Genomic DNA, 22,060 nt, shown 5'->3' with positions numbered 1-22,060 from the left:
GCCCGCCCATTGCGTCTCCAATCGTCCTTTCGTTTCTACTCTCTTTGTGCCCGGCGCGCAGCCCTCGTGCACCGGGCAGAGGCTCTACGGTTTGGTCCAGCGCACGTCGTCGAAGTACCCCTGGATTGCGGAGTTCCCCTGCACGATGACCTGGAGGCTCGCCTTGGCGACCGACGTCGTACTCGGCGAGTAGGTCAGGTCCACGTTGGTGACACCGCCGGCGGTGACCCCGAGTTTGTACTGGCCGGAGATCCACTGGCCGGCGGAGTTGTACTCGTCGATGTAGAAGCCCACCTCACCGCTGGTCCGTGCAGTGACGTTGAGGTAGCTGGCGATCTTGTACGTTCCGGCGCTGACGGCGACCTGCGGCGAGAACAAGTGCTTGTTCGCCGTCGTGGCCGTCATCTTGACCGAGTTCACCGGGTTGGCGGGGCTGCCGTGGTTGGCGGCGTCGGCCAGGATGGTGGTGGCCGAGTCGGTGGTCCAGCCGGCGCTGATGCCGGCGTCGAAGGTGCCGTTGGCCACGAGGTTGGTGGCAGGCGGCGGGGCGGTTTCGGCGCCGAGGGCGAACATCTGCATGTTGTCCACGTAGGCCGTGATGCCGGTCCCGGTGACGTACACCTGGAGGCTGGCGGAGGCGACGCTGGTGGAACTTGGCGTGTAGGTGAAGTTCATCGACTCCACCCACCTGGTGTTCTCCCGTTTACGGAACTGCCCGGAGATCCATTGACCGGCGGAGTTGTATTCGTCGACGTAGAAGCCCACTTCACCGCTGCTGATCGCGGCCACGTTGAGGTACGCCTTGAACATGTAGTTCGTGGCCGGCGTGACCGGAACCTTGGGCGAGAAGAGGTGGCGGGAGGTGGTGCCGGAGACCAGCTTCACCGATTTGGCCGCGTCCGGGTAGTTGCCGTTGGTACCGGAGTCGGCGGTGATGCCGGTCGGAGCATCGGTGGTCCAGCCGTCGGCGATGCCGTTGTTGAACGAGGCGTTGGGCAGCTTGTTGGGGCTGCCGTTGACCAGGCCCTTGCTGACGTTGACGTTCTTGATCAGGCCCGCGGAGACCTTGGTCTTCACGTACGCGGCCAGCTGGTCCAGTTCGGCGGTGCCGTACTGGTAGTCGTCCGGGACCTGGCTGGGCGAGGGCCGGATGTCGTGGAAAGTGAAGATCACCCACGTCTTGTTGGCGATGGCCGCGTCCACCTGGGCCTTCAGGTTCGAGACCGGGGTGGTGACCTCCTGGACGGGGACGTCACGGAGCAGGTAATCCCCCAGCGGCCAGGGGTTGTTGCCGGTGTCCGCGAAGCCGCGCATCGAGCTGTAGTACTTGGCGATGCGGGCCAGGGCCGACATGTCGTAGTCGCCGTAGGGCGGCGCGAACGCGGTCGGATTGAAGCCGTGCGACACCAGGGCGGAGCGGCTGTTGGCCAGCTCGGCCTCCACCTGCGCGGCGGTGAGCTTGGTGGCCTGGCAGTCATTGCCGACGCTGACCAGGCACTGGTGGTCCACGGTGTGCGAGCCGATTTCCCAGCCGTAGGTGTTCTGCAGCTGCGTGATCTGGTCCCACGTCATGTACGGGACATCGGTGTTCGCCCGGCAGGTGTTGGGCGCCGTCGTCATTCCGACACAGTTGGTGATCACGTAGCTGGTGCCGGTGAGCCCGTACTTCTGCAGCGTGGGGGCGGCCTGGGTGATGGCGCTTGCCATGCTGTCGTCGAAAGTGAAGGACACGAGCGGAGTCGCCGCGGGGTTGTCCGCGGCGGCGTTAGCCACGGCGGGCGTGAGCAGTGCGGCACCCATGGCCCCCACCGCCACCCCGACGGTCATCAGCAAGGCGCGCCCCCGCGCCAAGCCGGATCTGGTTCTGGTCATGAATTTCTCCGTATCTCTTGGGTGACCTCAGCTGCGGGGCCGCACCGCCGGACGGCGGTCAGGGTCCCTGCAGCTGCATGAACGCCTTCGCTACCGTCTGCACCGGAATGCCGCTGTCGGCGATGATCTGGAGCTGGGTGGTGAGGGCGTCGCTCGTGATGGTGCTGCGGTCCGCCGCGATGGTGTGTTCCTGGGTGCCCGACGAATCGGGAGCCGAGATCTGGTGGTAGACCACGATGAGCCAGCCGTTGGCCTGTTTGGTCTCGGCGAGCGCTTCTTTGAGGGTTTCCGGCGTGGTTTCGTCGGTGACGTAGAGGACCTTCAGGTCCTCGGGGTCGAGGTTCTGCCGGGTGTTGATGCCGTCGTCGGTGCCGCGGATGACGTTGAAGTACTTCCCTGCGTACCACTGGACCTGTGGATCCATCCGCCCATACGGAGGGGCAAGGTCGTCGGTGGCGAGGCCGGCCGCGGCCAGCCCGTCCTCGCTCTTACGCAGCTGCTCGTCCAGCTGGGCGGTACCGATGGAGGTGAGGTCGACGTGCTGGTAGCTGTGTGCGGCGATCTCATGCCCGGAGCGGTGCAATTGTTGGAGTTCGGCCGCGGTCATGAAGTTCGGCGTCTCTATGGAGCTGGCGTTGATGTAGTGCGTGGAGACGAAGTTGTGCTTGTTCAACAGCGGAAGAGCCCGGTCATACACCGACTGCCAGCCGTCGTCGAAGGTCAGGGAAACCGTCGGCTGGCTCCAGCGCAGCGGCCCGGGCCGGGTGATGTCCTTGAGTGTGTAGCCACGCACCGCGGTGTTCCCGTTGGCGTGGGAAATCAGCGTGACCATCACGGACGCGGCTCCGGCGGGGGCCTGGACGACGTCCCGGAGCGTGGTCCATTCCCCGGCCGGCGGCAGGGTCGCCAGGTTCCGGAATATGCGTCCGCCCCCGGCCAGTTCGAACTCCGCCACGACGTCCACCTCACGGTCGGCCCGGTAGCTCGCCCCGAATTCGTAAGACCGGTCCGGGGCCACCGTCACCGGCGGGTACTGCCACTTCCCCTCGCCGTTCTGGTAATTAGTGATGCGGGTCCAGAAGTAGCTGCCGTCCTGGTCCACGCCACGGCCGGACTGCATGGCCAGCGCCCCGTAGGTGAAGGGGGCCCAGCCGTCGGCGTCGCCGGGCTGGGGCCCGGCCGGGCCGGGTGGGGGAATCAGGTTCGGTCCGGCCGGGGACGCGGGCGGGACACGGACATCGTCGGCCGCCTCCAGGTAGGCACCCTCGACCCGGAGGGTGCCTTTGGAGGCCATCCGGAAGACGTACTCCACCGCCGTGGTCTTGTCGTTGGTGTCGAAGGCGTCGCTGACGGTGAACGGGGAATTGCCGGGCTTCTGCAGCGGGTTGCGCAGTTGTTCCAGGGTGGCGGAGCCGTCGGCGTGGTGGTGCCGGGCCAGCAGGGTGAAATCCGCCTCGCTGGCGGCATACGCCTTGAACAGGTAGGTTTTGCCCGGGTCCACGTTGACGCGGGGGCTGGTCAGCGTGATGTCGCCCGAGGCGTAGCTGGTGACGTCCAGCTTCAGCGCCTGGCCGATCACCTGCCCGTCGGTCACTTCGAGGGAGGTTTTGGCGTCCCCGCTGTGGTTGACGGTCCAGCCAGCGGTGGGCAACGCGGCAGCCGTTCCGGAGACAGATCCGGCGGCGCCGCCCGCAGTGCGCGCCAGCGTCGGCAGCAGGTTCGCGCCCGGGCGGGCCTGGGCGATGCCGTTGGTCGCGCCCGTGTACATCATCCAGCCGGCAGCCACGAGGGCGACCACCGCCGCGATGACCACCAGGGGGTTCAGCAGCAGCCTCAGGATCCAGGGGCGCCTACGTGCCATGGGCTACCACCGCCGTCGTGCTCCCGGCCCGCTGCGGTGACTTCCACGTGTTCACTGCGGGGCGGCGGAACAGACCGCGGGAGCGGACGATGCAGCGGACCGCCGCCGTCAACTGGACCAGGTCCATGATGTAGAACAGGAAATAGGCGGTGGGCGCGTAGATGGTGAGCCGGATCTGCTCGCGGGGACTGAGGTTTTCGTCGAGCCAGATGGTCATCAGTGTGTAGGCGGTGATGGTGAGGTAGGCGCCCAGGACCAGCGCCGGGGTGCGGGTCACCAGGGACCAGTAGACGGCGTAGGTCCACGCCAGCGGGGAGATCAGCAGGGTGAACTCGCTCAGCAGGGCCATCGGCATCCGGTAGTAGGTCAGGGTCCGGGTGTACCGGCGGCTGGGGTTGAAGATCATGCCGCGGTACTTGATCAGGTTCTGCAGGCTGCCGTACTTCCAGCGGTAGCGCTGCTTCGCCAGCGCCCGGAGGGTCATGACGCCCTCGGTCTTGGCCACGACGTCCGAGCCGTAAACCAGGCGGAAGCGGCGGTTGCCCAGGCTGGTGACCTTCTCGCTCAGGCCGATGTCCTCAGTGAGGGTGTCCGTGTCGTAGAAGCCCACCTTCCGCAGCACCCGCATCCGGTAGGTGGAGGCCACTCCCCCGACGACGAACTCACAGTTCATCAGGGAGTACAGCTTCTTGGAGCGGTAGCCGATCATGTGCTCGAAGCGCTGCAGGATGCCCAACGCGGTGGTCTCCTCCAGGATCTTGACGTTGGCGGCAACACCGGCCACGTAGGGGTCCTCGAAGTAGGCCAGGGCGTTGGAGATGGCGTCCGGGGCGATGATCGAGTCCGCGTCCAGGGTCATGACGAACTGGCCGCGGGCGTGCCGGCGCAGTGCCGCGTTCAGCGCGGCGCCCTTGCCGACGTTGTGGTGCATCCGCACGATCCGCAGGTTCATGCCGGGATGGCGCACCTGGTAGTCCCGGACCAGCCGGCCGGTCAGGTCGGTCGAGGCGTCATCCGCCACGATCACCTCGAAGGAGCGGTACAGGCTCCGTCCGATCGAGTCCAGGGTCCGGACGATGACGGCTTCCTCGTTGTGCGCGGCAACGACGATCGAGACCAGCCCCGGCACCTCGGGCGCCGCGCGCCGGGTCCAGGTGGCGGTCGCGGCGCACTCCGGTTCGAAGTCGACGCGGCGGGGGACCGCCCTAACGGCCTTGCGGCGTTGCTGCCACACGTCGTAGAAGTTGGCCCCGACCAGGTACAGGCCGAAGTGCATGACGTACAGGATGCTGACGCCGGCGAAGAGCCAGAATGTCAGCAGCGGCATATCCAGGCTCACGGCTTCGCTGCCCTCACTGACATGGCGGGGAGATGCTCATCGGTGCGGGCCGTGGCGTGCCGGTCGGCGTGCCGGTCGCGGGGCCTCCTGTAGGGCAGCGTGATGGCCGGACCGGCCCCGTGCGCTGCCAGGGCGGGAACGGCGGGGAAGGGCGCCGGCACGGCGGGCGGCATGCCCGCTCCGCGCGGATCCTCCGCCGGGAGAGCGGCCGCAACCGGCGCCACGCTGGCGGCGACGGTGGCCGGGCGCGCTTCGGGCGGCTGGATCAGGTCAACAGCGGCGTCGATCACGGCGGAGACCGCAGGCTGGGCCGCGTCGACGGCTGCGTCGATCACGGCGGTAACCGCCGGAGGCAGCAGGTCCGCCGGGGAGTCCACCGGGGCGACGACGGCGGCTTGGCGTGCGGCACCGCGCCGGGCGGCACGGCGGTACACGCGGATACCGACGAAGCGGATCAGGACGGTGAAGATCACGAGCGCCCACAGCACCAGGCTCATCTGCGCGACGAAGCCCAGCAGAGCCTCGAACAGCGCCCCGTCCCGGCCGAAGGTCGTCTCCGCGGGCACCGCGATGGCAGTGGTCACGGCAACGGCGGCGGTCATGCCCGGACTCCCGGGTCTTTTGGACTCTGGGTAGGTAGAAGCTGAATCATTTGCATGTCCCCTCTCTCGTGCAAAAGTTGGTGCCACGGCCCCCCACGGATCGGCATCGTTGACGTCCATGGCGCGGTGGCCGCGCACGGTGCATACCCCGCCGGAACAGAGTGGGTTCCGGTAGCGGGGCGCGCTAACGCAGGGTGGTGGCCGGTCCGCGGTAGCGGAGTGAACCGGACTAAGCTCCGGTTGCCTGGGCCGTGGGTGCCGTGTCAGGCAGGAGGTCTCCCCTGCGTTCCCCGGGTCCCTCGCCGGGGATTGAGTTGTGATGAGGTTTTCAATGGCGACTCCCCTCATAGGGGCCAGCCAGCATTGGCTGCCGGCCCTTTCTTCACTTCCACGGTACGGAGGCGGCCGAAGGGCGAACACGAGTAGCCGGTACTACAAAAAGGACCGAGTGATTACCTAGGCAAAGGTCCCCCGCCGGCCCCGGTCTGAGTAGTCGGCGGCCCGGGGCTACGCGGACCGAAATGCGGCTCTGACATGGGTATTTCCCGCCGACTACCTGTTGCTACGCGCGCTAGGGCCTTTAGTACCCGGCCAGCCTCCGGCGGGGCCCGTGAGTGTTGCCCAAGGGGCCGGAGCGACGGAGGGGAAACAAAAAAGCAGCACCCCCGCGATGCGGGGGTGCTGCTCGGATGGGTACTGCTGCCGGGTGCTTACCGGGCCCGGCTCAGGAACCGGGCCGGCCGTCCGGCCGATTTACCTGAGGCTGAGCGCTCAGGCGTGCGCCTTGATGGCGGCCGCGAGGACCTCCAGGCCGTCGGTGAGCAGTTCGTCGCTGATGACGAGCGGCGGCAGCAGGCGGATGACGTTGCCGTAGGTGCCGCAGGTGAGGATGATGACGCCCTCCTTGAGGCAGGCGGCGGCAACCGCCTTGGTCAGCTCCGGGTTGGGTTCCTTGGAGCCCTGCTGGACCAGTTCGACGGCGAGCATGGCGCCGCGGCCGCGGATGTCGCCCACCACGGAGCCCTCGCCGAGTTCGGCGGCGAGCTCGCGCAGCTTGCCGGTGGCGAGCTCCTCGATCCGGCGGGCGCGGGCGTTCAGGTCGTACTGCTCCATCGAGCCGATCGCGGCCAGTGCCGCGGCGCAGGCCACGGGGTTGCCGCCGTAGGTGCCGCCGAGGCCGCCCGGGTGGACGGCGTCGAGCAGGTCGGCGCGGCCGGTGATCGCGGAGAGCGGCATGCCGCCGGCGATGCCCTTGGCCATGGTGATGATGTCCGGGACGACACCCTCGTGGTTCACGGCGAACCATTCGCCGGTGCGGCAGAAGCCGGACTGGACCTCATCGGCGATGAAGACGATGCCCTTGTCCTTGGCCCAGGCGGCCAGGGCCGGCAGGAAGCCCTCGGCGGGGACGATGAAGCCGCCCTCGCCCTGGATCGGCTCGATGATGATCGCGGCCACGGACTCGCCGCCGATCTGCTTCTCGATCATGGTGATAGCGCGCTTGGCGGCCTCGGCGCCGGTGATCTGCGGGTTCTCCTCGCGGAACGGGTAGCTCATCGGCATGCGGTAAACCTCGGGCGCGAACGGGCCGAAGTTGGTCTTGTACGGCATGGCCTTGGCGGTCAGCGCCATGGTCAGGTTGGTGCGGCCGTGGTACGCGTGGTCGAAGGCGACGACGGCGTCGCGGCCGGTCGCGAGGCGGGCCACCTTGACGGCGTTCTCGACCGCTTCGGCGCCGGAGTTGAACAGCACGGTGCGCTTCTCGTGGTCGCCCGGGGTGAGCCGGTTCAGCTGCTCGGCGACGGCGACGTAGCCCTCGTAGGGGGTGACCATGAAGCAGGTGTGGGTGAAGTGCTCCACGGCCTCCTTCACAGCGCCGACGACGGCGGGGTCGGAGGCGCCCACGCTGGTGACGGCGATGCCGGAACCGAGGTCGATGAAGGAGTTGCCGTCAACGTCCTGGATGATGCCGCCGTCGGCGTCGGCGACGTAGACCGGGACGCTGGACGCGACGCCGGAGGCGACGACGGCCTTGCGGCGCTCGGTCAGGGCGACGGACTTGGGGCCGGGGAAGTCGGCCTGCACGCGGCGCTTCTGCTCCAGGCGGTAGGTGAGTTCGTTGGCGGTGGTGGTCATTGCGGGGCCTTTCTCAGGGTGAAGTGGTCGGCAGGAGCCTGCGTTATGCGACAGCGCTAGGCAGAAGCGTTATGCGACAGCGTTATGCGTCGAGCGCGCTCATGACGTGCTTGATCCGGGTGTAATCCTCGACGCCGTACATCGAGAGGTCCTTGCCGTAGCCGGACTGCTTGAAACCGCCGTGCGGCATCTCGGCGGTGAGCAGGATGTGGGTGTTGATCCAGACCGCGCCGAAGTCCAGGTCGCGGCTGACGCGCATCGCGGTGCCGTGGTCTGTGGTCCAGACGCTGGAGGCGAGGGCGTAGTCGACGTCGTTGGCCAGCTCGATCGCCTCGGCCTCGCTGCTGAACTTCTGCACGGTGATGACCGGGCCGAAGGTTTCCTTCTGCACGATGTCGTCGGTCTGCTTGGCGCCGGTGATGATTGTGGGCTCGAAGAAGAAGCCCTTGTCCCCGGCGCGGTGGCCGCCGGTTTCAATCCGGCAGTTCTCCGGCAGGTTCTCCACCACGGAGGTGACCGCGTTGAAGTGGTTGACGTTGTTCAGCGGGCCGAAGTAATTGTCCGCGTCGTTCTGCGAGCCCGTGTGCAGGGTCTTGGTGTGCTCCACCATGGCGGCCACGACGTCGTCGTGGACGGAATCCTCGACCAGCACGCGGGTGATGGCGGTGCAGTCCTGGCCGGCGTTGAAGAAGGCGAACTCGGCGATCGCCGCTGCGCTCTTCTTAATGTCCGCGTCCTTGAAGACGATCGCGGGGGCCTTGCCGCCGAGTTCCAGGTGTGCGCGCTTGAGGCCCTTCGCGGCGCCGGAGGCGACGGCGATGCCGGCCCGGACGGAGCCGGTGATGGAGACCAGGCCCGGGACCTTGTGCTCGACCATCATGGCTCCGGTCTCACCGGTGCCGAGGACCACGTTGAGCACGCCGGCCGGGAGGATCTCCCCGGCCAGGCGGGCCAGGACCAGGGTGGATTCCGGGGTGGTGTCGGAGGGCTTGAGTACCACGGTGTTGCCGGCGGCCAGGGCGGGGCCGATCTTCCAGATGGCCATCAGGAACGGGTAGTTCCAAGGGGCCACCTGGGCGACGACGCCGATCGGCTCGCGGCGGATAAAGGAGGTGTGGCCTTCCAGGTACTCGCCGGCGGACTTGCCCTCGAGGAGCCTTGCAGCCCCGGCGAAGAACCGGAGCTGGTCCGCGCCGGCGGCGACTTCCTCGGCGGCGATCAGCGAGCGGACCTGGCCGGTATTGCGGTGCTGGGCCTCGACGAGCTCGTCGCTGTTGGCCTCGACTGCGTCGGCGAGCTTGAGCAGCATCAGCTGCCGCTGGCCCGGGGTGACGTGCTTCCAGCTGGCGAAGGCATCCTTCGCGGCGGTCATGGCGGCGTCGACGTCGGCCTGCACGGAGATCGGGGACTTCGCCACCACCTCGCCGGTGGCGGGGTTGACGATGTCCAGCATGCCGGTGCCGGCGGGCGTGACGAACTCGCCGTTGATGAAGTTCTGCAAGGTTTGAACCACGGTGTACAACCTCTTTCGTGCTGGCCTGGGTCAGGCAGGGATGAGGGGATCGGTGACTGCTCCGAGCCTATGCCAGGGTGCTTGGGGGTGGAATAGGCAGCTGCACACCGGCCCGGCGGCACTTTAGTGCGCCTGACCAGCACGCGGCTATCCTGAATCCATGGCAATTTCTCTCGCCGCCCTGCTGGGGGTTCCGTCCCTGCGGCTGACGAAGGCCGGCCTGGCCGAGACCACCTGGCACCAGGACATCCACTGGGTGGCGGTGACCGAGCAGGAGGACCCGCAGCGCTTCCTCAACGGCGGGGAACTGGTTCTCACCACGGGGATGCGGCTCCGGTCCGCCCCTGAGCAGCGACGCTTCGTGCGGCAGGTGCAGCGGGCCGGCGCGGTGGGGATCGGCTTCGGCGTCGGCCTCACGCACGAGACGGTCCCCCCGGCCCTGGTGGCGGAGGCCAACCGCTGGGGGCTGCCGGTGGTGGAGGTTCCCTACGAGACACCGTTCATCGCCATCGGCAAGCTGGTGGCGGACGCCCAGTCCGCGGACCACTACGCCAAGCTGGAGCGACTCATTGCCGGGCACCAGATCCTGGCCCGGGCGCTGCTCACCGGCGGCGGCCTGGCCGAACTCCTCAAGCACCTCGGGACGATGTTGCGCACCGACCTGGTCCTGACCCAATTCACCGCGGAGCTGTACAACAGTGCTCCGGGCGGCCCCTCCCCCAGCACCGACGGCTGGGCGTCCTACCCGATCCCCACCGGGCGCCGGGACGCCTGCACCCTGTGGGTGAAACAGCCCTTCGAGGACACCGGGATCATCGGCTACGCCCAGAACCTGATCAGCGTCGAACTGAATAACATGGTCAAGCAGCGGCAGGCACAGCGGGCCCTCGCCGGCCAGGTGCTGGAGGATGTCATCCACGGCACGCTCGAGCCCACCGAGGCCGCCCGCCGGCTCGCGGGGATCGGCGTGGACAGCACCCGCAAGAACGTGGTGCTGCTGGCGGAGTCGCCTGCCCACGCCAAGCAGCTGGGAAGCTCCTCGCTGCCGCAGCCGCTGCGCGCCGCCGTGACCGCCGTGGTGGGCAAGGACCTGGTGGTGGTGGTCGCCGACGACGGCAGCGGCGCCAGCGCCCTGGCCCGCAACCTCAGCGACCACCTGGCCGAGGCCGGCATCCACGCCACGATCGGACTGGGCGGGGCTTACACCAAACCGAACGGGCTGCGCTGGAGCTACTTCGAGGCCCGCGAGGCTGCCAGCCACGGCCTTCCCGTCAACGAACCGGAACGGCTGAGCCTGACCTCGCTGCTGCTGGCCAGCGAGGACGTCCCGCTCGCGGACATGGCCAACGAATCGCTCAACCCGCTCCGGCAGTTCGACGCCGCGCACGGGGCGGAACTGATGACGACGCTGGAGAGCTACCTGAATAACAACGGCTCAGTGGCCGCGGTGGCCGAGGAGTTGACCCTGCACCGGAACACGGTGCGCTACCGCCTGGCCCAGATCACGGACCTGACCGGGTATGACCCTGCCCAGACCGCGGACCGGGTCCAGCTCTGGCTGGCCTTGGCCGTCCAGCGGCTCAGCGCCCGCCACCCGCGCTAGGGCGCCCGCGGGCAACCCGCGATCCCTCGCGATGACTCCGGCGCCCGGGCGGTCCCCATCCCATCCGGCTCCATCACGGCTCCGAATATTCCTTTGACGCCACCATCTGGCGAGTGGAAACCATACGGATACGTAACTGGAGATGATCATCGTGAACAAGATCCTTAAGACCACCACCCGCGTCGCAGCAGGCTCAGCCCTGGCGCTGACCGCCTTCGCCGCCGCATCCATGCCCGCCCAGGCCAGCGTGCCCGAAGCCGCCACTGCGGGCCAACCGGCCATGTCCGGACCCAGCACCACTTCCGGGTTGCTTCAGGACATCGGGATCCTCAACGGCGGCATCATCGATGGCCCGCTGATTACCGGTCCCCTGGTCAACGCCCCGGTCACCACCGGCGGAATCAGCACGGGCCCGGTGGGCCCGTTCCAGTTCGGCCAGTTCCAGTAACCCCTCCCACATCCTGATCTGTCGGCGGCCGCCCGCGGCCGCCGACAGCCCTTTTGCCTGAGCTCCCGGCGCGGGCCCTATTGGCGTGCCCCTGCATGTCTTCGCCCCGCAGACAACCCGAGAAGGAACATGTCCAAGACTCCCCTGACCACCACGTCCGATGATGCCAAGAACCGGCTCGAGCTGACCACGGCGCAGCGCGGGATCTGGTACGCGCAGCAGTTGGCTCCGGAGAACCCCATGTTCCAGATCGGCCAGTTCGTCGAGATCCTCGGCGCCGTGGACGTGCCGGTCCTGGAGGAGGCGCTCAGGCTTGCCGTATCCGAGACGGACGCCTTGAACATGGCCTTCGACGAGGACGACGCCGGACCATACCAGCGCCCGCTTGTGCGCGAGGGGTCGTTGCTGGAGGTGACGGACCTACGGGCCGCCGGGGACCCGGAGACCCAGGCACGGATGTTGATGGACGCCGATCTGGGGCTTCCCCGGGCCACCGATGGCGGCGATCTGCTGCACACCGAGCTCATCCGGCTCTCGGACGAGCGGTACTTCTTCTACCAGCGCGTCCACCACGTGGTGATGGACGGCTACTCCGCCGTCTTGGTCCTCCGGCGCGTGGCCGAGCTTTACAACGCGCTGCTGGCGGAGAACGGCCCCGGCGGCGCTGCGGACGACGGCGGTTCACCCTTCGACGGGCTGCCGGAACTGATTGCGGCGGAGGCAGGCTACGCCGGTTCCGCGGCTGCCGACGGCGACCGTGACTATTGGCGGGACGAGCTCGACGGCGTCCCGGCAGCCACCGGACTGGCGGGACGTCCTTCCGGGACCGCCTCGGCCCTGGTGCGCGCGGCCTCGGCGCTGCCCGACGCGACAGCTGCCGCGCTGCAGGCTGCCGCGGGATCGGCCCCTGCGCTGGTGCTCACGGCTGCCGGCCTCTACCTGCACCGGATCACCGGCGAACGCGAGGTTTCCGTGGCCCTGCCCGTCACCGCCCGGCGGGGAAAGCTGGCCAAGTCCACGCCCTCGATGCTCTCGAACGTTCTGCCCGTCCGGCTCGCGGTCGACCCGTCCTCGACGGTGAAGGACGCAACGGCCGCGATGGGAACAAAGCTGCGCGGCGCCCTGATCCACCAACGCCACCGCTTCGAGGACCGCGACGTGCAGGCGGGGTACTTTGGCCCCTCGGTCAACATCCTGCCCGTTCTTGATGGAATCCACTTCGGGTCCGCCCGCGGCACCATGCACATCCTTTCCACCGGTCCCATCGACGACCTCTCGATCGTGGTCCACGGCCTGGACGGAGGGTCCTCCGGGGCCCCGGCCACGGTCCAGTTCGAGGCAAATGCTGACCTTTACAGCAGCGAACGGCTCCGCGATCATCTGCACCGCTTCCTTCGTCTGCTGGGAGAAGTCGCCTCCGGACCGGACGCCCTGCTGGCTTCCCTCACGGTCACGACCGCCGAGGAAGAACGATCGCTCCTTGCTGCCGGCGAGGCCACGGGCAGCGCACTGCCCGGCCACACGATCGTGGAGGAGTTCCGCAAGAACGCCCGGGAGCACGCCTCCCGCACCGCCGTCGTCGCGCCCGACGGCGAACTCAGTTTCGGCGAGTTGGAAGCCCGCTCCAACCAACTGGCCCGGTTCCTGTCCGGCCACGGAGCGGGTCCGGGGGAAACCGTGGCCGTGCGGCTGGACCGCAGCGTCATGGTGCCTGTTTCGCTCCTGGCCATCCTGAAAGCGGGTGCAGCCTACCTGCCCCTGGACCCTGAGTACCCGGCCGGCCGGGTGGAGGGCATGCTCGAAGACGCCTCCCCGGTGCGGCTGCTGACGAGCGCCGCCTTCACCGGCGGCGATTCCAGCCATGCACCCCTCTCCACCGAGGTGCCGGTCACGGTGCTGGGTTCTGCCCTGGTGGAGTCCTGTCTCGACGGCAAGGACGCCGCGGCCACCCATCCCGCCGCCGGCCAGCAGGACCTCGCCTACGTCATCTTCACCTCCGGTTCCACCGGCCGTCCCAAGGGCGTCGGTGTTGAGCACCTTGCCCTGCTGAACCTGTTTAGCTCCCACCGGGACAGCATCTTCGTCCCGGCCGAAGAGCGCCTTGGACGCAAGCTCAAGGTGGCGCACACGGCAGGCTTGTCCTTCGATGCCTCCTGGGATCCCATCCTCTGGCTGGTCGCCGGCCACGAACTGCACCTGGTGGACGACCAGACCCGCCGCGACCCGGAAGCCCTCAGCAGGTACCTCACCGTCTCCGGCATCGACTCGCTGGAGACCACGCCGTCCTTCGCCAAGGCGCTGCTGGCCGAAGGCCTTTTCGACCGGACGGGTCACCCGTCCGTGGTGGCTCTGGGCGGAGAGGCCGTCGATCCGGCCCTGTGGGCCGCGCTCGGCGGCAAAGACGGCCTGACGGCATACAACTTCTACGGTCCTACCGAAACGACGGTGGACTCCCTCACGGCTCTCATGCAGGACGGCACCGACCCGACGCTCGGCGAATCCATCGCCAACACCCGGCACTACATCCTCGACTCGGCTCTGAACCCGGTGCCGGTCAACGCCATCGGCGAACTTTACGTTGCCGGCGTGAACCTGGCCCGCGGCTACCTCGACAAGCCCGGCCTCAGTGCGGAGCGCTTCGTGGCCGATCCGTTCGTTCCGGACGGATCCCGGATGTACCGCACGGGCGACGTCGTCCGCCGTCTTCCGGATGGGACCCTGGAGTTCCGCGGACGCATGGACGCCCAGATCAAGATCCGCGGATTCCGGATCGAACTCGCCGAGATCGAGGAAGTCCTGCGCGGGCTCGACGGCGTGGAGCACGCCGCGGTGGCCGTCACCAAGAACCGCGCCGGCTACGACCAGCTCCAGGGCTACGTCACCGCCAATAGCGAGCTGGACACCGCCGCCCTGCGGACGCAGTCCCGCCGGTTGCTGCCCGATTACATGGTCCCCACCGCCATCCAGCAGATCCCGGCGATCCCGCTGACCCCCAACGGCAAACTGGACTCCGCCGCGCTTCCGGCGCCGGAGAGGGAAACCGCCGTCTCCGAACCCCGAAACGAGAAGGAACGGACCGTAGCCGCCGCCTTCCAGGAAATCCTGGGTCTGGACGCCGTGGGCCTGGAGGACGACTTCTTCGAGCTGGGCGGCCACTCGCTGCTGGCCACCCGGCTGGCGGCGCTCCTGCGCGACCGCACCGGAACCGCTCCTGCCCTGCGCACCATTTTCGAACAACCCACCGTCGCGGCCCTCGCCGCCGCACTGGACGACGGGACTGCCTCCACACACCCGCTGGTCCCGGCTGCCCGGCCGGCGGCCGTGCCGCTCTCCTTTGCCCAGCGCCGGCTGTGGTTCCTGAACCGGCTCGATCCGGAATCCGCGGCCTACAACATCCCCGTGGTCCTGAACCTTCGGGGTGTCCTGGACGTGACGGCCCTGGAACGTGCCCTCAGCATGGTGGCCGACCGGCATGAGACCCTGCGCACTGTCTTCCCCCTGGTTGATGGTGAACCGGTCCAGGAGGTCCTCCCCGCGGGCGGACACCACGTCGACCTGTTGGCGGTCCAGTGCTCCGACGACAACCTCGCCGCCGCCCTCGGGGCGGAGACCGGCCGTGGCTTCGACGTGAGCCGGGAACTGCCGGCGCGTGCGGTGCTGTTCCAGCTGGCCCCTGACCGGCATGTGCTGGCCCTGACCTTGCACCACATCGCTGCGGACGGCTGGTCGCTGGCACCTCTGGCGAACGACCTGTCTGCCGCCTACAACGGTGTCCTCTCCGGCGACGGAACCCGTCTCGAGCCCCTCCCGGTCCAATATGTGGATTACACGCTGTGGCAGCGCGACGAGCTCGGCAGCGAGGACGATCCCGCGAGCGCCATCTCCCGCCAGCTTGAGTTCTGGTCCCGTGAACTGCGCGGTGCTCCGGAAGAACTCACCCTGCCGTTCGACTCGGTCCGGGGCAGCAACAGTGCTTCGGCCGCTGCGGCGTCCGTACCCGTCCGGATTCCGTCCGCGACGGCGGCCGGTCTCCACCGGCTGGCCCGCGACCACAACGCCAGCCTGTTCATGGTGCTGCAGGCCGCCCTCGCCGCCCTCCTGACCAAGTCCGGTGCCGGGGAAGACCTTCCGCTGGGTACGCCCGTGGCCGGCCGGACCGACACCCAGCTCGATGAGCTGGTGGGCTTCTTCGTCAACACCCTGGTGCTCAGGACCAACACGTCCGGAAACCCGAGCGCCGCGGAACTCGTCGAGAGTGTCCGCTACACGAACCTGCATGCCTACGCCAACCAGGACGCACCGTTCGAGCGGGTCGTGGAGCACCTCAACCCGGCCCGCTCCCAACACCGGCACCCGCTCTTCCAGGTGATGCTGACGCTGCAGGGCACGTCCGCCGCCGAGCTGTCCATGCGCGGCCTGGAGGCGAGCGCGGATCTCAGCCAGGAACCCGGCGGCGCCAAGTTCGACCTGTTGCTGGACCTGGCCGAAACGGCCGGCACCTCCGCCCAGGGGGCGGGGGAACCGGGTGCCCTCGCGGACACGGCGCCCGCTATCGGCGGTTCACTGGCTTATAACCCGGCGCTGTTCGAGGCCGAAACCGCCCAGCGACTGGCCGCCGGCTTACTCGCCGTACTCACCCAATTCGCCGCAGATCCGGAGATCACCCTGGACCGGCTCCGGATCCAGTCCGCGGACGAGCACGCGCAGGCACTGGCCCGGGGTCTCCGCACGATGACGGACGACGGCGGGGACGACGGCGGGGACGACGCGGGCACCGCCAGCGGGACCATCGTGGAGGCCTTCCAGGCCACCGTTGCCCGGACCCCCGACGCCCCGGCGGTGTACGACGGCTCCGGCCGGACCACCTTCTCCGCGCTCGCCCACCGGGTCGAGGATCTCGCCAAGGGGTTGATCGCTGCCGGCGTCGAACCCGGCGACCGGGTAGCCGTGGCGCTGCCGCGAACCGGCGACGTTGCCGCGGCCGCGCTGGCCGTCCTCGCCGCGGGAGCTGTCTATCTTCCCGTGGACCTGTCCTACCCGCAGGAACGGATCCGCATCATCCTCGAAGACGGCGACCCCGCCGTCGTGATTTCTACCGCCGATGCCCCGACAGCCGCCGGGGGCGGAGCCCGAGTGCTCACCGTCGACCAGTTGATCACCGCAGGAACCGGGACTTCCGAAGACGCCCTGTCCAGCAGGCGCCCCAACGGAGACGATCTGGCCTACGTCCTCTACACCTCCGGCTCCACCGGCCGGCCCAAGGGTGTGAGCGTCACCCACGGCGCCCTCGCCAACCTGTACCGGCACCATCACCGGACCCTGTACGCCCCGCGGTTCGGGACCCAGGCGGGAGGGACGTCGGTGGCCCACATTGCCGGCCTCGGCTTCGACGCAGCGTGGGACCCCATGCTCTGGATGGTCGCCGGAGCGGAACTCCATATGGTCGATGACATGGTCCGGACCGACCCCGAAGCGCTTGCCGCCTACTGCCGGGACGACGGAATCGACGTGCTCGAAACCACCCCCTCCTACGCGGACCAACTGCTGCATTACGGCCTGCTGGCGGAGCCGCGCCGTGAGCCCCTGCTTCTGGCACTGGGCGGCGAAGCGGTGTCCGCCGAGCTGTGGAACACCCTGGCCGCCGCGCCGGGCGTCACGGCCTACAACTTCTACGGACCCACCGAATTCACGGTTGATTCGGTGGTGGCTGAGGTCCGCGGGGACGTCCCGGTTATTGGCCGCGGCATCGCAGGCACGGACACACTGGTCCTGGACCAGTACCTCGCGGTTGTTCCGACCGGCGTGCCGGGCGAACTGTATTTGGCCGGCGAGGGCATGGCTCAGGGGTACGACGGCCGCGCGGCTGAGACGGCATCCAGGTTTGTGGCAAACCCCTACGCGGCCGACGGCAGCCGCATGTACCGCACCGGCGACCTGGTCCGCCGCCTGCCGGACGGTGACCTGCAGTTCCTGTCCCGCACGGACGAGCAGGTCAAGGTCCGCGGCTTCCGCGTCGAGCTCGGCGAGATCGAGGCCGTGCTGCGCTCACACACCGGGGTGGAGCGGGCGGTGGCGATCGCCGACGGCGTCCCGGCCCACCGGATTGTGGCCTACTACACGGGTCACGCCGCGCCGGAGGAGCTGCGGGCGCTGGCCGGAGACCGCCTGCCCGATTACATGGTCCCCGCCGTCTTCATGCCCCTGCCGGCCATTCCCCTGACGCCGCACGGCAAGCTGGACCGCAGGGCGCTCCCCGCGGCCACGGCCACCGCGGGCGCCGGGGAGGCGCCGGCGACCCCGGACGAACACACCATGTGCGGAATCTTCGGCGGTGTCCTGGGCGTGGACACGGTCTCCCTGGCCGATGACTTCTTTGCCCTCGGCGGCCACTCCCTCCTGGCGGTCGCCATGATGGGCGGCATCCGGGATGCTTTCGGCGTCGACTTGCCGCTGCGCACCCTGTTCAACGAACCGACTCCCGCCGGGTTGCTCTCCGCCGTCCACCGGCAGACCGGTGCGGTGCACGGCAGCCACGGCACCTCCGAAATGGCGGAGGGCGCCGACGGCTCAACGGTCCAGGGCCGTACGTCCCTGGCCGACTGGCTGTCGGGGCCTGATTCCGTCCGGCCCGAGCGTCCCGCGCTCTCCCCCGCACAGTCCCGGATGTGGTTCCTCAACCAGCTGGATCCGGGATCGGCCGACTACAACATCTCGCTGGCGGTCCGGCTCACCGGCAGCCTCGACGAGGCCGCGCTGGACGCTGCCGTCCGGGCCCTGGTTGGCCGGCACGAGGTGCTCCGGACCGTTTACCCGGAAACCGGCGGGGTCGCTGAGCAACGCGTGCTGGCTACAGGCGGCCCGGCTGCGGCAGCCATGGGCCTCGACGTGGTCGACGCCGGTTCCGACGCCGAGGTGGAAGCCTTCCTCGCCGCGGAGGCGGCCCGGGGCTTCGACGTCCGGTCCGACCTCCCGCTCCGGGCCCGGCTGATCCGCGTCGGCCCGGCCGGTGCCGACAGCAAGGACCGCACGTGGGTTCTTCACCTGGTGATGCACCATATCGCCAGCGACGGCGCCTCCCTGGCTCCGCTGGCCAGTGACCTCTCTGCCGGCTACGCGGCCGCCCTCGCCGGCGCCCTCGCCGGCGCTCCCGCGGCGGAGCCTGCGCCGTTGCCGCTGCAGTACGCCGACTACGCCCACTGGCAGGGCCAGCAACTCTCGGGCCCGGCCCTGCAGACCAAACTGGACCGCTGGCAGGAGGACCTGGCGGGCATACCCGCCGAGCTTGCCCTGCCGGCCGACCACCGCCGGCCGCGGGAAGCCCGGCAGCCCGGCCGGCAGCTGTCCTTCCGCTTGTCTCCCGCCGCTACTGCTTCCATCAACGCGGTGGCAGCCGCGGCCAACGCCAGCCAGTTCATGGCTCTTCACGCCGTCCTGGCCGCCTTCCTGCACCGGTCCGGTGCCGGTGATGACCTGGTGATCGGGTCCCCTACTGCGGGCCGGACGGACCCTGCCCTGCGGGATCTGGTCGGGTTCTTCGTCAATACCCTCCCGCTGCGCGTGGACGCCACCGGCGACCCCAGCCTGCGGACCATGGTGGCCCGCTCCAGGGAGAGCATCCTGGCCGCCTTTGACCGCGACGATGTCCCGTTCGAGCGGCTCGTCGAGGCGGTGAACCCGGAGCGTGAACTGGGCCGTCACCCGTTGTTCCAGACCATGCTGACGGTCGACAGCGAGGCGCCGTCCGTCCCGGAACTGCCCGGGCTGCGGGTCACCCCGGAGCCGGAGGCACCGACCGGTGAAGCCAAGTTCGATCTCTCCTTCACGTTCCGGCCGGCCCCCGGGGATGGACTCAACGTCACCCTCGACTACAACGCGGCCATGTTCGAGGAGGACACCGCCCGGCGCCTGGCGGATGCGTTCGTTCGCTTCGCGGAACTGGCAGGCGGGTCCCCGGATTCGCCGGTCGCCTTGTTGCCGCTGGTCAGCGGCGATGAGGCCGGGCAACTGATGCGGGCCACCGCCGGCGCCGAACCTGACGCCGGCGCCGGGATGGGAGTGCTGGCGGCCCTTGAGGCGACGGCCCGATCGACCCCGGAGTCACCGGCACTCGTCGCCGACGGCCGAACCCTGAGCTACGCCAGGCTCGCTGCTTCCGCCGCCCGCATCGGCGCCGCCCTGACCTCGGCGGGGGTCGACGTCGGGGACGTAGTGTCCGTGATGCTTCCGCGCTCTGCCGGGACCGTGGAGGGAATGTTCGGGGTGCTGGCCGCCGGCGCGATCTACAACCCGATCGACACCGATTACCCCGACGAAAGAGCCGCGGCCATCATCGAAGACGGCGCCCCGGCGGTCCTGCTGACCTCCCGCGGCGAAGCCGACCGGGTAGACCGGCTGCTGGCCGGCCTCCGGCGACGGCCTTCGGTGCTCCTGCTCGAGGATCTCGCCGACGGGGATGTGGCCGGGCACCCCGACGACCTGCCCGCCTTCCGCGACGTGGGTCATGAGCAGACGGCCTACGTCATGTTCACCTCCGGCTCCACCGGCCGTCCCAAGGGCGTCGAGGTCAGCCACGGCGCACTCGCCGCCTTGCTGTCCTCGCACCGGGGCACGCTGATGGCGGGCGTCTCCGGCCGGCAGACGGTCGCCCACACCACCGGCGTCGGCTTCGACGCTTCGTGGGACCCGATCCTGTGGATGGTGGCGGGCCACGAGCTGCACATGATCGACGACCCGACCCGGCGCGATCCGGAACAACTCGCGGGCTACTTCTCCCTCCACGGCATCTCGGTGTGGGAGACCACCCCGGGCTACGTCCGGCAGCTGCTGACCGAACCGGCCTTCGCGGAATTGCTCGACAGCCACGCCACCCGGGGCGGCGTGTTCAGCCTGGCCCTCGGTGGCGAGGCTTTCGACGCCGACCTCTGGAGCACGCTCGCCGCGCACCCGGGGGTCCGCGCGTGGAACCTCTACGGGCCCACCGAAGCCACCGTGGACACGGTGCTGGCCCGGGTCGGCTACTCCGCCGAGCCGGTGCTGGGCTCGCCCACCGCCGGAACCAGGCTGTACGTCCTGGACCACCGGCTGCAGCACGTCATGCCCGGCGCCTCGGGCGAACTGTACCTCGCGGGACCGCAGCTGGCCCGCGGCTACCGGGGCCGCCCAGACCTGACGGCGGAGCGTTTCGTCGCCGACCCCTTCACCGGCCGCGGCGAGCGCATGTACCGGACCGGCGACCTGGTCTTCCGCCACGCGGACGGACGACTGGTTTTCGGCGGCCGCAACGACGATCAGCTCAAGATTCGCGGGTTCCGCGTGGAGCCCGGCGAGGTCGAACGCGCCCTGGGCCAGGCCCCCGGTATCGGCCGGGCCGTTGTCCGGGCCGTCGGGACCGGCGGTTCCGACACACGCCTGGTCGGCTACGTGGTCCCGGACGGTTCGGGCGCCGAGCCCTCGGAGCTCGCCTCCACTGCCCGCGCCTACATCAAGGCGATCCTGCCGGACTACATGGTGCCGGCCGCCGTCGTCGTCATCGACCAAGTGCCCCTGACCCCGCACGGCAAGGTCGACACCGCCGCGCTGCCTGACCCCGGAACCAGCGTCCGGGCCGCCGGCCGCCCGCCGGGAACACCGCGGGAGAAAGCCGTCGCCGGCGTGTTCGCGGAGGTCCTCTCCCTGGACCGGGTGGGTGTCGACGAGTCGTTCTTCGAACTGGGCGGACACTCGTTCCTGGCCCGGCCGCTGATCACCAAGATCAACGCGGCGCTCGGCACGGACCTCCAGGTCCAGTCGCTGTTCCGGGCACCGACGGTCGAGGGTCTGCTGCGGGAGGCATCGAAGGGTGCCGCCGAGAGCACGGCCGAAAGCCTGCGACAGCTCCTGCCGTTGCGGACCAGCGGGACCAAGCTGCCGCTCTTCGCCGTCCACCCGGCCTCGGGCATCAGCTGGGGCTACGCCTCAATGCTGGGCCATCTCGACCCTGAACGGCCGTTGATCGGGCTACAGATGCCCGGGATGGAACCGGGACGGACACACCAGGTGGACGCCGGCAGCCTGTCCGAGCTGGCGGATGACTACATCGCCCGGATCCGCTCGATCCAGCCGGAGGGGCCGTATCACCTGATGGGCTGGTCGTTCGGCGGCCACCTGGTCCACCGCCTGGCCACCCGGCTGCAGGAGCTCGGCGAGGAAGTGGCCTTCCTGGCGATCCTGGATGCGTTCCCGGGCAACGTGGAGAACAACGCCGACGTCGGAACGGGGCCGGCCCTTTGGGCCAGCTACCTGGACGCGCAGGGCTATGAGCTCTCCGATGAGGACCGTGCCGCCATGGACGGGCCGCGCGCACTCCAGATCCTCCGGGAGCACGACAATCCGCTGGGCACGGTGCCGCTGGAATCCGTCCAGGCGATGGTGGCCAATTTCCCGGAGCTGGCGCGGCTCATTCGGTCCGGGCGGCCCGGCGTGTTCGACGGTGACCTGCTCTTCTTCCGGGCCACCCGCGACATTCCGGCGGGGACCCCGGACAGCACAGCCTGGGCGCCCTTCATCTCCGGGAACATCACCGAGGTGGAGGTGGATGACCGCCATTCACAGCTCTTAAGTGACCGGGCTCTCAGCGCCATCATGCCCGCTCTGGCAATCCACTTGGGCCCGCGAGCCGAATAACCAATGATGCCCCTGATGCAGTTG

General features: G+C 69.1%; 9 protein-coding genes. 3 read left to right on the top strand and 6 right to left on the bottom strand.

Annotated features, from left to right (window positions below):
- Positions 1 to 84 precede the first annotated feature (84 nt).
- The 6 genes from ACFVY3_RS01325 to ACFVY3_RS01300 all read right to left on the bottom strand — a co-directional run bounded on the left by ACFVY3_RS01325 (position 85) and on the right by ACFVY3_RS01300 (position 9,323).
- Positions 85 to 1,872 carry a polysaccharide deacetylase family protein gene (locus ACFVY3_RS01325; RefSeq protein WP_400158511.1) on the bottom strand — a complete coding sequence of 596 codons (1,788 nt, stop codon included), beginning with the start codon at positions 1,870 to 1,872 and terminating at the stop codon, positions 85 to 87.
- A gap of 58 nt (positions 1,873 to 1,930) precedes the next feature.
- Positions 1,931 to 3,733, bottom strand: coding sequence for a polysaccharide deacetylase family protein (locus ACFVY3_RS01320; RefSeq protein WP_400158510.1), 1,803 nt, complete (start codon positions 3,731 to 3,733; stop codon positions 1,931 to 1,933).
- Positions 3,723 to 5,072: a glycosyltransferase gene (locus tag ACFVY3_RS01315; RefSeq protein WP_290256032.1), complete on the bottom strand. Its 1,350-nt coding sequence runs from the start codon at positions 5,070 to 5,072 to the stop codon at positions 3,723 to 3,725. The genes ACFVY3_RS01320 and ACFVY3_RS01315 overlap by 11 nt, the downstream gene beginning before the upstream one ends.
- The gene (locus tag ACFVY3_RS01310; protein ID WP_400158509.1) at positions 5,069 to 5,674 is read right to left on the bottom strand and encodes a hypothetical protein; all 606 of its coding nucleotides are present in this window, start codon (positions 5,672 to 5,674) and stop codon (positions 5,069 to 5,071) included. The genes ACFVY3_RS01315 and ACFVY3_RS01310 overlap by 4 nt, the downstream gene beginning before the upstream one ends.
- Before the next feature lie 771 nt (positions 5,675 to 6,445).
- Positions 6,446 to 7,810, bottom strand: coding sequence for a 4-aminobutyrate--2-oxoglutarate transaminase (gene gabT / locus ACFVY3_RS01305; protein WP_290256034.1), 1,365 nt, complete (start codon positions 7,808 to 7,810; stop codon positions 6,446 to 6,448).
- An 82-nt stretch (positions 7,811 to 7,892) separates the two neighbouring features.
- Entirely contained in the window at positions 7,893 to 9,323 is a 1,431-nt protein-coding gene (locus ACFVY3_RS01300; RefSeq protein WP_400158508.1) for a gamma-aminobutyraldehyde dehydrogenase, read from the bottom strand.
- Between the two features lie 160 nt (positions 9,324 to 9,483).
- Between ACFVY3_RS01300 and ACFVY3_RS01295 the strand changes: the two genes are divergently transcribed.
- The 3 genes from ACFVY3_RS01295 to ACFVY3_RS01285 all read left to right on the top strand — a co-directional run bounded on the left by ACFVY3_RS01295 (position 9,484) and on the right by ACFVY3_RS01285 (position 22,036).
- Entirely contained in the window at positions 9,484 to 10,926 is a 1,443-nt protein-coding gene (locus ACFVY3_RS01295) for a PucR family transcriptional regulator ligand-binding domain-containing protein (protein ID WP_364133581.1), read from the top strand.
- 151 nt (positions 10,927 to 11,077) lie between these two features.
- Complete coding sequence (locus ACFVY3_RS01290) at positions 11,078 to 11,374, top strand: hypothetical protein (protein WP_400158507.1); 297 nt, start codon at positions 11,078 to 11,080, stop codon at positions 11,372 to 11,374.
- Between the two features lie 129 nt (positions 11,375 to 11,503).
- Positions 11,504 to 22,036, top strand: a complete 10,533-nt coding sequence (locus tag ACFVY3_RS01285; protein ID WP_400158506.1) for an amino acid adenylation domain-containing protein — start codon at positions 11,504 to 11,506, stop codon at positions 22,034 to 22,036.
- The last annotated feature ends 24 nt before the right edge of the window (positions 22,037 to 22,060 follow it).

Origin of the sequence: Arthrobacter sp. BPSS-3 (genome assembly GCF_044628475.1) — a bacterium.
Taxonomy (GTDB): Bacteria; Actinomycetota; Actinomycetes; order Actinomycetales; family Micrococcaceae; genus Arthrobacter.
Note: the sequence above shows the minus strand (reverse complement) of the source record. Positions and strands in the feature narration are given on the sequence as shown.

Excerpts from the sequence above, each read along its gene's own strand:
- ACFVY3_RS01325 (WP_400158511.1), bottom strand. The coding sequence starts at position 1,872 with ATGACCAGAACCAGATCCGGCTTGGCGCGGGGGCGCGCCTTGCTGATG.
- ACFVY3_RS01320 (WP_400158510.1), bottom strand. The coding sequence starts at position 3,733 with ATGGCACGTAGGCGCCCCTGGATCCTGAGGCTGCTGCTGAACCCCCTG.
- ACFVY3_RS01310 (WP_400158509.1), bottom strand. The coding sequence starts at position 5,674 with ATGACCGCCGCCGTTGCCGTGACCACTGCCATCGCGGTGCCCGCGGAG.
- gabT (WP_290256034.1), bottom strand. The coding sequence starts at position 7,810 with ATGACCACCACCGCCAACGAACTCACCTACCGCCTGGAGCAGAAGCGC.
- ACFVY3_RS01295 (WP_364133581.1), top strand. The coding sequence starts at position 9,484 with ATGGCAATTTCTCTCGCCGCCCTGCTGGGGGTTCCGTCCCTGCGGCTG.
- ACFVY3_RS01285 (WP_400158506.1), top strand. The coding sequence starts at position 11,504 with ATGTCCAAGACTCCCCTGACCACCACGTCCGATGATGCCAAGAACCGG.